Origin of the sequence: Candidatus Pelagibacter sp. Uisw_090 (assembly GCF_047717845.1) — a bacterium.
Classification (GTDB): Bacteria; Pseudomonadota; Alphaproteobacteria; order Pelagibacterales; family Pelagibacteraceae; genus Pelagibacter.
The window spans coordinates 220,693-233,842 of sequence record NZ_CP159810.1; the positions used below are offsets into that span (position 1 = coordinate 220,693).

Sequence of the window (13,150 nt, forward strand, 5' to 3'; positions counted from 1 at the left end):
TACAGATGGGTACAGTGAGTTAATATGGAAAATTTAAAAACAGCACTTTATAATTTACATCTAAAGCATGGAGCTAAATTTGTTTCATTTGCTGGTTATCAAATGCCAATTCAATATTCTAAAGGAATTATTGAGGAGCATAAAAGTACAAGAGACAATGCGGGTATTTTTGATGTGTCACATATGGGTCAGCTATTCATTAAAGGAGACGACACATTAGCAAAAAGTCTTGAAAGAATTTTTCCAGCTGAATTGAGCAATGCTAAATTAAATCAGTCAAAATATAGTTTTTTAATGAATGAAGAAGCAGGAATTTACGATGATTTGATTATCACTAAAGTTGAAGGCGGTTTTAACATTGTATTGAATGCTGCTTGTAAGAATACAGATTTTAAACTTTTATCTAAATTATTAGAAAATAAGTATGAAATGATTTTAAGCGAAGAATTATCTCTTATAGCAATACAGGGGCCAAAAGCAGTCCAAATATTAGAAAAAATAATCAATGGAGTATCAGATTTAAAATTTATGAATGGTGATACATTTAACTATCTTAAAGAAAATATTTACATCACAAGATCAGGCTATACAGGTGAAGATGGATTTGAAATATCTATAAAAAATGATGATGCAGAGGTGTTTGTGCAAAACCTCTTAGATGAAGGGGCCAGTTTAATTGGACTAGGTGCCAGAGATACCTTGAGATTAGAGGCGGGACTTTGTTTGTATGGTCATGACATGGATATCAATAAAAGCCCAGTAGAAGCTAATTTAAAATGGGCAATATCAAAAAATAGAATTCTTGAGGGTGGGTTTATTGGATGTGAAAAAATTAAATCTCAAATCGAGAAAGGGGTAAGTAAGATCCGCGTAGGTATTAAGCCAGAAGGTAGAATTATAGCTAGAGAAAAAACATCAATATTTAGTGAAGATAATAAAAATATTGGGGAAATTACAAGTGGAACTTTCGGACCAAGTGTCCAGGCCCCAGTCGCCATGGGTTATATAGAAAATTCATTTTCTAAAATTGATACTAAGGTTTTTTTAGAAGTGAGAGGAAAAAAATATCCGGCATTTATAAGTAATTTGCCATTTTATAAAAAAAGTTATGTGAAAGGAGTTAGCAAATGAGCGAAGTAAAATATTCAAAAGAACATGAGTGGATAAAATTAGATGGAGATACTGCTATTATAGGAATCACACAACATGCAACCGAAATGCTAGGTGATATTGTTTTTGTAGAGCTACCAGAGATAGGGTCTTCTGTTGTTAAAGATGGTAATGCAGGTGTTGTAGAATCAACAAAAGCTGCAAGTGATATTTATACTCCTGTATCTGGAGAAATTATCGAAAACAATCAAGCAATTGTTGATGATCCTGCAAAGGTTAATAATGATCCAGAAAATGATGCATGGTTTTTTAAATTAAAAATTACTGATAAGTCTGAAATGGATTCATTAATGAATAAAGAAGAATACGAAAAATTTTCAAAAGAAAGTGGTAGTTAAATGTTAAAAAATGCTCAAAAAGATTTTATACAAAGACATATAGGTCCATCAGTTGATGAACAAAATGTTATGCTTAAAGAATTAGGCTATAAAAGTCTTGATGATTTAATAAAAGACACTGTACCAGAAAAAATCCTTCTTAAAGATGACTTAGATATTGGAGATCCAAACTCTGAGTATAAAGCACTTAGAAAACTAAAAGATATAGCTAAAAAAAATAAAGTTTATTCTAGCTTTATAGGAATGGGTTATTACGGAACTTATACACCATATGTAATACTTAGAAATATTTTAGAAAATCCAGGATGGTACACTTCTTATACTCCTTACCAGCCAGAAGTAGCACAAGGTAGATTGGAAATGTTATTAAATTTTCAACAAATGATAATTGACTTTACAGGAATGGATATTGCTAATGCCTCTCTTTTAGATGAAGGAACAGCAGCAGCAGAAGCTATGGGATTAAGCTATAGAATATCTAAGTCTGAATCTAAAAAAGTTTTTGTTTCAAAAAATTGTCACCCTCAAACTATCGATGTTATTAAAACAAGAGCTGAACCTTTAGGTTTAGAAATAATAGTTGGTGACGAGGATAAAGATATTAAAGAGGATATTATATGTGGTATTATTCAATATCCTGGTACCCTTGGAGATATAAAAGACCCAAGTGAGGCTATTAGTAAAATACATAAACATAATGGAAAAGCAGTTCTTGCATGTGATTTGTTAGCACTTGCTAAACTAAAAACACCTGCTGAGTTAGGAGCTGATATTGCAGTTGGTAGTTCACAACGTTTTGGAATTCCAATGGGTTATGGTGGTCCACACGCAGCATTTTTTGCTACAAAAGATGAGTATAAAAGATCAATGCCAGGTAGAATAGTAGGTGTTTCAGTAGATAAGCATGGAAAAAAAGCATACAGACTTGCACTTCAAACAAGAGAGCAGCATATAAGAAGAGATAAAGCCACGAGTAATATTTGTACTGCACAAGCATTATTAGCAATAGTCTCTGCAGCTTATGCTGTCTATCACGGTCCACAAGGTATTAAAAAGATTGCAGAAAGTGTTTCTCAACTGACTAAAAATTTTGCAGATAAACTAAAACAATCTGGTTATGAACTTTATTCAAATGATTTTTTTGATACGGTAACAATAAAAACTCTAGATAAAACAGAGAAGATATACAAAAATGCTTTAGATCAAGGAGTAAATATAAGAAAAGTGAATTCTGAAATGTTAGCAGTATCTTTTGATGAAAGAAAAAATCTTTATAGAGCAAATCAGTTATTAAAAATTTTTAATTGTTCAGAAACAATTAAAGAATCCATGAATGAAAGTTTGTCTAATATTCCTAAAAATTTATTAAGAACTTCAACTTATTTAGATCATCCAGTTTTTAATAGATACCATTCAGAAACAGAAATGCTACGTTATCTAAAAAAATTAGAAGACTCTGACATTGCCCTTAATAAATCCATGATTGCTTTAGGATCGTGCACTATGAAACTTAATGCAGTTTCAGAAATGATACCAGTTACCTGGAAAGAATTTTCACAACCACATCCTTTTTCTCCTGTAGAACAAATGGATGGTTACAGGGAGTTATTTACTGATTTAAAAAACTGGTTAAGGTCAATCACAGGATTTTCTGGAGTTTCATTACAACCAAATGCTGGAGCTCAAGGTGAGTTTGCTGGTTTAATGGTAATACGTAAATTTCATGAAAAAAATGGTGAAACAAATCGTAATGTTTGTTTAATACCAAGCTCTGCACATGGCACAAATCCAGCAAGCGCCCAAATGGTTGGTATGAAAGTAGTTGTTGTGAAATGTGATCAATATGGAAACGTAGACTATGAAGATTTAAAAAATAAAGCTGAAGAACATTCGGAAAATTTAGCTGCTCTTATGGTTACTTACCCATCAACACATGGTGTTTTTGAGGAAAAAATAACTGATATTTGTGAATTAATTCATAAGCATGGTGGACAAGTTTATATGGACGGAGCAAACTTAAATGCGTTAGTTGGAATTGCAAAACCAGGTAATTTTGGACCAGATGTTTGTCATATAAATTTACATAAAACGTTTTGTATACCACACGGTGGTGGAGGACCTGGTATGGGACCAATAGCATGTAAAAAGCATTTAGAAATATTTTTACCAAAGCATTCTGTAATTAAAGATTGTGGCCCAGTGACTGGAATGGGAGCTGTATCTGCAGCGCCTTGGGCAGCTCAAGTATTTTATCAATTTCATGGATGTATATAAAGATGATGGGCTCTGAAGGCTTAAGAAAAGCATCACAAGTTGCAATACTAAATGCAAATTACATTGCACATAAATTAAAAGACTCTTTTCCAATTTTGTATAAGGGTAAAAGTGGTAATGTAGCTCATGAATGTATCATTGATATTAGAACAATAAAAAGTGAAACAGGGATTACAGAAGAAGATATTGCAAAGCGATTGATTGATTTTGGCTATCATGCTCCAACAATGTCCTGGCCTGTTGCTGGTACAATGATGATTGAGCCTACAGAAAGCGAAAGTTTGAGTGAAATTGATAAGTTTTGCTCTACTCTTATAAAGATAAAACAAGAGATAAATAAAATTCAGACTGGCGAATATGACAAGACTGATAACCCATTGAAGAATGCGCCACATACTCACGTTGAATTAACATCCAATAAGTGGGATCATAAGTATGAAAGAGAAGAGGCCGCTTATCCTTCAGATTTTTTAAGAACAAATAAATATTGGCCTCCAGTTGGTAGAGTAGATAATGTTTATGGAGATAAAAACTTGTTTTGCACATGTCCATCTATGGAAGAGTACGAAGATACAGCAGCTTAGATTTTTACCAAGATGAAAATTGCTGTAGTGGGTGCGGGCATATCAGGATTGAGTGCTGCTTATTATCTATCAAAAAAACATAAAGTAGATTTGTTTGAAAAAGAAAATCAGTTTGGTGGCCATGCAAATACAATAAAGGTTGCTTATAAACCTAATAAAGAAATCCCAATAGATATTGGATTTATGGTTTTTAATAAGCAAACTTATCCAAATTTAATTAATTTTTTTTCAGAAAATAAAATAGAGATTGAAAAAAGCGATATGTCATTTTCTGTTACTGTAGAAAATAGTGACTTAGAATATTGTGGAAAAGGATTAGGTGGAATTTTTTCCAATAAAAAAAATTTATTTAATCCAAAATTCTTAAAAATGTTTTTTGAAATTTTAAGCTTTTATAAAAACTGTGAAAAAATAGAAATTAAAAAAATTAGTTCAATAACATTAGGAGAATATTTAAAAGAAATAAAAATTTCAGGTTATTTTATTAATTATCATATTATACCAATGGTATCTGCAATATGGTCGATGCCACCATATGAAGCAAAACAAATGCCATTATCTTTTTTTCTAAGTTTTTTTAAGAATCACGGGCTGTTTAAAATTAAAGATAGACCTCAATGGTTTACGGTTGCAAATCGGAGCAAAACTTATGTTGATAAAATAATAGGCCAAGTTAGTGGTGAATATTTTAAGAATTACAATATAAATAAAATTACCAGAAATGATTTAGGTGTTAAAATTTTTTATGGAGAGGAAAATGAGTTCTTTGATTATGATAAAGTTGTAATAGCAACCCATGCAGATGAAGCATTAAAGATAATTGATAATCCAACTCTAGATGAGGAGTCAATATTAAAAAAATTTAAATATAGAGCTAACACTGCAGTAATACATTTTGATGAAAGTATTATGCCTAAAAATAAAAAAGCATGGTGTGCTTGGAATTCTTCAATGGATTCAGCTAATAATGAAAAGACAGCTGTAACATATTGGATAAACCAGTTACAAAATTTGAAGATAGATAGAGATATTTTTTTAACAATAAATCCATTTAAAGAAATTCCAAATGATAAAATATTTAAAAAAGTAGCATTTACTCACCCTTATTACGACACTGAAGCATTAACTAATCAAAGTAATCTACACAAAATTCAAAATAAAAAAAATATTTTATTTTGTGGCAGTTATTTTGGTTATGGTTTTCATGAGGATGGAATAAAGTCGTCTATTGATATGTTAAAAACGCTGAATGATTAAAAATTCTTATATTTATACAGGAAACGTAATTCATAGAAGATTTAAGCCCAAAATTCATAGCTTCAATTATAGTGTATTTTCGCTACTTATAGATTTATCAGAAATAAACCTATTACATAAAACTCTAAAGATATTTTCATATAATAAATTTAATATTATTAGTTTCTTTGATAAGGACCATGGAGCAAGAGATGGAAGCTCTCTTAAAGATTGGGTTTTAGAAAATCTTAAAAAAAATAATATTGATACTAATGATGTTCAAATTAAACTTTTATGTTATCCAAGGATATTTGGGTATGTGTTTAATCCGTTAAGTGTTTTTTATGTATATGACAAAAATTCTGATTTAATATCTATTTTATATGAAGTTAAGAACACATTTGGTGAGCAACATGTTTATGTTTTTAAAACTGAAAAAGACCAAAATCTTATTCAACATGTGTGTAAGAAAAAATTTCATGTATCTCCATTTATTGAAATGAATTGTATTTATTTTTTTAGACTGTTGAAACCTGGTAATAAAATATCTGTAATAATTGACCTGAATGATCCAGTTGGCAAAATATTATATGCCTCACAAGATGGTATTAAAAGTGAATTAAATAATTACAATCTTATGAAATCGTATTTAAGACATCCATTGATGACATTTAAAATTATTATCGCAATACATTTTGAGGCATTTAAACTATGGACAAAAGGAATTAAATTTATAAAAAAAAAAATTAAAGTTAAAAACAATATTTCTGTAGAAAATTAATATAAATTACTAAATTAAGGTTATCTTATGGACTATTCTTTTACACTTTCCATGGAAACAAATGTTGAAGTAGATGCAACATTTGGTAATGAGGATATTTTTTCAGATAATAGCAAACGATAAGTGTTTATATTGTTAGTTCTAACTTTTAATAAATAGTCAAAGTTTCCTGCAATCATATGGCATTGTTCAACAGCTTCTAATTTTTTTACCTCAGAATTAAATTGATCTAGTGCTTTAGCTCGTGTATCTGATAAAGAAATTTGAACAAAAGCTATGTGTGCTTTTTCTAATTTTTTAAAATTTATATGAGCATGATAGCCAAGAATATATTCTTGTTGTTCTAATTTTTTGATTCTACTTTGGCATGGTGAAATTGATAAGTTAACAGCTTTTGCTAGCTCACTAAGTGTAGTTTGTGCATTCTTCGCTAGTAGTGAGATTAACTGTTTATCTATTTTATCTATCATAGTAAAATTTACCAATAATTGTTATTATACCATAATATTTACTATTAAAAATATATCAACAAGAAATTAATTCTTTTATTCACATTAATACAGTAATTATTTTTAGTCATTTTAGTCTAAATTTCTATTAATTAATCGCCAAAGTTATTTATTATGAATAATATATTCAAACACAAATATACCGATCAAGCTTCATTGGTTAATAATCATTTAATAAAAACCATTGGAAATTTTTCAGAAATTAATCACAGTAAAATTGATAACCTTTCACGTCAAATCATAGACAGCGCAATAAATTATAAAGAAATAAGCTCATTTGCTAAATTAATACATGAGTTTTCATTGACTAGTAACGAAGGTGTTGTTTTAATGTGTTTAGCAGAAGCATTACTTAGAATACCTGATACTGCAACTATAAATGATTTAATTGAAGATAAAATTCCTATTGGAGATTGGAATAAACACATAAAGAATGAAAATGATGTTTTCGTAAACATTTCTTCTATAGCGTTTTTGTTAACAGGAAAAATAGTAGAAGAAAAACCTCAAGAAAATAAAAATATTTTAGTCAAGATGGTTAAAAATCTATCTGGACCATTATTAAGGAATGCCATTAAACAAGCAATAAATATTTTGGCTAAACAATTTGTATTTGAGCGAGATATAAAAAAAGCAATTAAACAAAGTGATAATAAAAAAAATGATAAATACACTTTTTCATTTGATATGCTTGGTGAAGCAGCAGTAACTTATGAAGACTTAGAAAGATATTACAATCAATATGAAGAAGCTATTTTACAAACAGGAAAAAGTTTAAATCCACATAAGAAAAGTATTTCAATTAAGCTATCATCATTACACCCAAGATACGAAAGAAACAAATTTGATTTACTAAAAAAAGAACTATTACCAAAAATTTTTAAACTTGTGGAATTAGGTAGAGAAAACAAAGTAGATATTTGTATTGATGCTGAGGAAGCTGATAGATTAAATTTATCACTTTTCATGTTTAAAGATATTATTGAAAGCAAATTAATTGACAATGTTTATCATGGTTTTGGATTTGCTATTCAAGCATATCAAAAAAGAACATTTTTCTTATTAGATTGGCTCAATGATTATTTACAAAGTGTTGATAAAAAAATTAATATTAGATTAGTCAAAGGTGCATATTGGGATACAGAAATCAAAATTGCTCAAGAAGAAGGTTTTGAAAACTACCCTGTTTTTACAAAGAAATTTGCTACAGACATATCTTATCTAGCTTGTGCACATAAACTATTAGTAAATAAAAATATCTTTTCACAATTTGCTACTCATAATGCACATAGTATTTCTTATATTCATACTCTATTTAAAAACACTAATTTTGAATTCCAAAAATTGCATGGGATGGGTGATGAGATATATTCATTTTTAGAAAATAAACCTGATTTTAAATGTAGAGTATATGCTCCGGTAGGAGGCTATAAGGATTTGTTGCCATATTTAGTTAGAAGGTTATTAGAAAATGGTGCGAATACGTCTTTTATTCATCAACTAAAATCTAAAAATTTTGATATTGATAAATTGATTCAATCACCATTTTTGAAGCTTGATAAGTTAAAAACTGACAAAATTCCTTTACCAATGAATATTTTGGGTAATAGAGATAATTCAAAAGGCCTCGATATAAGTGAAGAATTTGTGATTAATAATTATAAAGTTATAAAAAAACTAAATAATATAAATGCATTTTCAATTATAAATGGTGAAGACATAAAATCTGATAAAAAATTCGATATTATTTCACCAAGTGATTTTACCTTATTAGGTTCAAAATATTTTGCTACAGATCAAATTGTAGATGAAGCAATTAATAACCTCAAAGATTATTCTATATCGTGGAAAAATTTTCCAATTGAAAAAAAATCAGAAATTATTTTAAATTTTGCTAATTTAATTGAAGAAAATTTTAAGGAAATAATTGAAATTTGTGCACAAGAATCTGGCAAAAGTATTAAAAATTCTATAGCTGAAATTAGAGAGGCTGTTGATTTTTGCAGGTACTATTCCAAGGAAGCAAACTTAATATTTAAAGAGCAAATTCTTAAAGGGCCAACTGGTGAACTTAATAGATATAGATTAATAGGAAAGGGATTAACTTTAGTAATTAGCCCATGGAATTTTCCTATAGCAATTTTTGTAGGTCAAACAATAGCTGCACTAATTACTGGTAATGTTGTTTTAACTAAACCTGCAGAACAATCTTCTTATGCAGCATATTTTATAATTAAACTTTTATTAAAAGCAGGACTACCTAAAAATTCAATTGCCTTGATTTTGGGTGATGGTGCATTAATTTCCAACAAAGTTATTAATGATCAAAAACTTAGAAATGTTTTATTTACTGGCTCTCTAAATACAGCAAAAATTATCCAATCAAACTTACAAAAACAAGAGAGTATTACTAATTTTATTGCAGAAACAGGTGGTTTAAATTGTATGATTGTTGATAGCTCAGCTTTACCAGAACATGTTGTTAAAGATGTTGTGAATTCAGGATTTGATAGTGCCGGACAAAGATGTTCAGCTTGTAGAATTTTATGTGTAGAAGAAAATGTGTACAAAAAAATTAAAGATACATTAATTGGTGCAATGAATACTCAAAATATTGGAAACCCAGAAAAACTTTCAACAGATATTGGACCAGTAATCGATGAGGAGGCTTACAACAATATAAAAAAACATATTGATAATTTTGATAATGTTTATCAAACAAATTTTCAAAATGATTTAGGATATTTCATTCCACCAACTTTAATAGAAATAAAAAAATTAAGTGATTTAAAAAATGAAGTTTTTGGTCCTGTAGTACATATTGTTAAATATAAAGCTTCAGAATTAAATGAATTAATTGATGACATTAATGATTTAGGTTTTGGTTTAACATTAGGTATCCACAGTAGACTGGATAAAACTATTGATAAAATCATTTCCAAAGCAGAAGTTGGAAACATTTATATTAATCGAAATATGATTGGAGCCGTTGTTGGTGTACAGCCATTTGGTGGTTTTGAAAAGTCTGGAACAGGACCTAAGGCAGGGGGCCCTGAATACCTGAAAAGACTATGTTATGAACAAAGTATATCAAATAACACAGCAGCTATGGGTGGTAATGCATCCTTATTAGCTGAAGTTGATGACTAAACTTTACTAATAAATTATCTTAAAGCTCTTACTTATCTGCAATTTTGCGTCATTTAATTTTTAAATAAAAAGAATTAAGTTGCCGTTTAAGTAAAAATTAAAAAAATATTAAGAATTAATGTTAATTTATAAAATTTCAGATTCAATCGTATTTAGTGCATTAAAAAATATTAAGCATGGTTTTCTTGAAATTAAAAAGGTTAATGGAGAAGTTTTAAAATTTGGTAATCCAGATGATAATTTAAAAGTTTTCTTAGAAATTAAAGATGAAAGCCTTAATTATAATCTGATTAAAAGTGGCAGTGTTGGATTGGGTGAATCTTATATGAAAGATTTTTTTATAACAAATAACCTATCTGATTTAATTGAGTTAACTGCAAAAAATATAAATGTTATTTATAAATTTTCAGGTATTTTTGATTTACCATTCATTAATTTTTTAAAAAATAAAATTATAAAAAATACCAAAAACCGAAGCAAAGAAAACATCGCAAAACACTATGATTTGGGAAATGATTTCTTTTCTTTATGGCTTGATAAAACCTTAACTTATTCCAGCGCTATATTTGAGAACCCTAAGCAAGATCTTTTCAATGCTCAGAATAATAAATACCAAAAATTGATTGATCTTTTAAAACCAACAAAAGGAAGTAAAATTTTAGAAATTGGTTGTGGTTGGGGTGGATTCGCAGAATACCTGGGCACTAATTATGATGTTAAATTAGATTGTATCACCATTTCAAAAAAGCAATTTGAATTTGCAAAAGAAAGAATCCACAAATGTGGACTTAATGAAAAAGTAAATATTGAAATAAAAGATTATAGGGATTTAAAAAGTAAATATGATCATATAGCGTCTATAGAAATGATAGAGGCAGTAGGACAAAACTATTTAGATAGCTATTTTAATACAATCAAGAATAATCTAACTTCATCAGGCACAGTGGGTATTCAAGCTATAACTATCGATGATAGCTTGTTTGATAGATATAAAAATAAACAAGACTTTATCCAAAAATATATTTTTCCTGGAGGTTTTTTACCTTCTAGAAATGAATTACAAAATTATGTTGATACTAATGGTTTAAAATTTGATGAATACAATTCATATGCCAATCATTACTCTGATACTTTGATTATTTGGAGAGAGATATTTAATAAAAAGTGGGATTTGATTAAAGAGCAAGGTTTTGATTTAACATTTAAAAGAATGTGGGAATTTTACTTGTCTTATTGTGAGGCTGGCTTTAAATCAAAAAATATAGATCTAATTCAATTTTCATTACAAAATAAATAACAATAGGAGAGACATGATAAACTTTAAAACATTTAAATTAACAGTATTAATAATTGCTTTATTCTTTACGGCAAGTTGTATAAACAATAACTCTATGAAACCAACAGATTTTAAAAATACAGAACCGTCAATGACTATAGAGAAATACTTTGAAGGTCCTGTTAAAGCATGGGGTCTATTACAAGATCGAAGTGGCAAGGTTACTAGACAATTTAAAGCTGATATGTTTGGTAGTTTTGAGGGTGATATCTTAACTCTTAAAGAAGATTTCTATTGGACAGACGGTGAAAAACAAAACCGAATATGGAAAATCAAAAAAATTGATCAAAATTACTATGAAGGATCTGCACCTGATGTTGTAGGAACTGCTAAAGGGTTTCAATATGGATCTGCCTTTAAATTTGAATATGATTTAATGGTCCCTTTTAAAGGAAAGAATATTAAAGTTTCATTTGATGATTGGATTTTTAAACAAGACGAAGAGGTTGCTATCAATAGAGCCACATTAACAAAATTTGGATTTAAAGTGGGTGAGTTGACGGTATTCTTTAAGAAAAATTAGTAGTCAATTTTTTTCATACCTTTTTCAACTATCTTAAAATACCAGCTACTAGGAAGTATTCTTAGAGTTTTCATTATAAAGGTAAAAGCTTTTGGAAAATGGATTTCAAATCCCTTATTTTTGATTAAACCAATATAGATTTGTTCTGCAGCAAATTCTGGTGACTTTATCATGGGCATAGGAAAATCATTCTGGTCAGTCATTGGTGTTTTAATGAACCCAGGGCTTATCAGGGAAACACGCACGTTTACTCTTTTCATTTCAAAATATAAACTTTCTGCAAAACTTGTAAGGGCAGACTTTGATGCACAATAACCTCCAGCTGCAGGTAACCCTCTATAACCAGCAACTGAAGAAATTATAGATATTTGACCACCTTTTTTATTATTATAATATTCATAAATTGCGTTGATAGAATTCATTGTACCAAAGTAATTTACTTCCATAATTTTTCTTATTTTATCTAAGTTAAATTTTTTTTCAGATTTTGGATCATGTATCCCGGTACCAAACACACAAATTTCAATATTTTCAAATTTTTTTACAATATCATTGAAGACAGCTTTACATTGTTCTGTATTTGTAACATCTAAAGGAAATGAATGGATATTTTCATTCTCAGTATGCAACTCTTGTAATAAGTTTTCTCGTCTAGCTGAGGCAGCAACTGTCCATCCTTCTTTAGCAAATTTTAGAGCTAAAGACCTACCAATTCCACTACTAGCGCCAGTGATCCAAATTACTTTTTTATCATTCATTAAGTAATGTATAATATGATTATGTTAAAAAACAAATTTTTATCTTTTTTATTATTTGCAATAATAACTTACTCGGCATCTGTTATTGGAGGTATTGCAACTATTGGATTTAAAGAGCCTTGGTATTCATTATTGATAAAGCCATCATACAATCCACCAAGCTGGATCTTTGCACCTGTTTGGACAACACTATATTTAATGATGACTATTGCCATATGGTCTTTTTGGCATAGTAAAAAAAGAGACATAGATACGATTTATATTTATATCGTTCATTTAATTTTTAATACAACTTGGAGTATAGTATTTTTTGTTTTTCATAAAATTTTATTAGCATTACTAGTTTTAATTATTTTAATAGCTTTAATAGTTTTATTAATGCAAAGATTTAAGAAAATAACTTTAGTAAGTTATTATTTAATGATTCCTTATTTACTTTGGTGTTTTTACGCATTAATTCTTAACTTAAGTTTATTTATTTTAAATTAATT

At 28.7% G+C, this 13,150-nt stretch carries 10 protein-coding genes and 1 pseudogene; 9 read left to right on the forward strand and 2 right to left on the reverse strand.

Annotated elements, in window-relative coordinates; genetic code table 11:
- Positions 1–24 precede the first annotated feature (24 nt).
- The 5 genes and pseudogenes from gcvT (at position 25) to ABXT58_RS01210 (ending at position 6,383) form a co-directional block, all read left to right on the forward strand.
- The gene (gcvT, locus tag ABXT58_RS01190; RefSeq protein WP_415304243.1) at positions 25–1,131 is read left to right on the forward strand and encodes a glycine cleavage system aminomethyltransferase GcvT; all 1,107 of its coding nucleotides are present in this window, start codon (positions 25–27) and stop codon (positions 1,129–1,131) included.
- On the forward strand, positions 1,128–1,508 hold the full coding sequence (gene gcvH, locus ABXT58_RS01195) for a glycine cleavage system protein GcvH (RefSeq protein ID WP_415304244.1): 381 nt from the start codon (positions 1,128–1,130) through the stop codon (positions 1,506–1,508). The genes gcvT and gcvH overlap by 4 nt, the downstream gene beginning before the upstream one ends.
- A pseudogene (gene gcvP, locus ABXT58_RS01200) lies at positions 1,509–4,366 on the forward strand (aminomethyl-transferring glycine dehydrogenase). It begins immediately after the preceding gene.
- Positions 4,367–4,378: 12 nt separating this feature from the next.
- Positions 4,379–5,623 (forward strand): NAD(P)/FAD-dependent oxidoreductase, encoded by a 1,245-nt coding sequence (locus ABXT58_RS01205; protein ID WP_415304245.1) that lies wholly within the window; start codon positions 4,379–4,381, stop codon positions 5,621–5,623.
- On the forward strand, positions 5,616–6,383 hold the full coding sequence (locus tag ABXT58_RS01210; RefSeq protein WP_415304246.1) for a DUF1365 domain-containing protein: 768 nt from the start codon (positions 5,616–5,618) through the stop codon (positions 6,381–6,383). The genes ABXT58_RS01205 and ABXT58_RS01210 overlap by 8 nt, the downstream gene beginning before the upstream one ends.
- 32 nt (positions 6,384–6,415) lie before the next feature.
- Here ABXT58_RS01210 and ABXT58_RS01215 read toward each other — a convergent pair whose 3' ends face one another.
- Positions 6,416–6,853 (reverse strand): Lrp/AsnC family transcriptional regulator, encoded by a 438-nt coding sequence (locus ABXT58_RS01215; RefSeq protein WP_415278578.1) that lies wholly within the window; start codon positions 6,851–6,853, stop codon positions 6,416–6,418.
- A 153-nt stretch (positions 6,854–7,006) separates the two neighbouring features.
- Here ABXT58_RS01215 and putA point away from each other — a divergent pair, with 153 nt between their 5' ends.
- The 3 genes from putA to ABXT58_RS01230 all read left to right on the forward strand — a co-directional run bounded on the left by putA (position 7,007) and on the right by ABXT58_RS01230 (position 11,901).
- The gene (gene putA / locus ABXT58_RS01220) at positions 7,007–10,042 is read left to right on the forward strand and encodes a bifunctional proline dehydrogenase/L-glutamate gamma-semialdehyde dehydrogenase PutA (RefSeq protein WP_415304247.1); all 3,036 of its coding nucleotides are present in this window, start codon (positions 7,007–7,009) and stop codon (positions 10,040–10,042) included.
- A 118-nt stretch (positions 10,043–10,160) separates the two neighbouring features.
- Positions 10,161–11,339: a class I SAM-dependent methyltransferase gene (locus ABXT58_RS01225; RefSeq protein ID WP_415304248.1), complete on the forward strand. Its 1,179-nt coding sequence runs from the start codon at positions 10,161–10,163 to the stop codon at positions 11,337–11,339.
- 13 nt (positions 11,340–11,352) lie between these two features.
- Positions 11,353–11,901, forward strand: a complete 549-nt coding sequence (locus ABXT58_RS01230) for a DUF3833 domain-containing protein (protein WP_415294666.1) — start codon at positions 11,353–11,355, stop codon at positions 11,899–11,901.
- On the opposite strand, the gene ABXT58_RS01235 is transcribed toward ABXT58_RS01230, so the two are convergent.
- Positions 11,898–12,659 (reverse strand): SDR family NAD(P)-dependent oxidoreductase, encoded by a 762-nt coding sequence (locus ABXT58_RS01235; protein WP_415278583.1) that lies wholly within the window; start codon positions 12,657–12,659, stop codon positions 11,898–11,900. The genes ABXT58_RS01230 and ABXT58_RS01235 overlap by 4 nt on opposite strands.
- Before the next feature lie 21 nt (positions 12,660–12,680).
- On the opposite strand from ABXT58_RS01235, the gene ABXT58_RS01240 reads away from it, so the two are divergent.
- A complete protein-coding gene (locus ABXT58_RS01240) occupies positions 12,681–13,148 on the forward strand; it encodes a TspO/MBR family protein (protein WP_415278584.1) in 468 nt (155 codons plus the stop codon).
- The last annotated feature ends 2 nt before the right edge of the window (positions 13,149–13,150 follow it).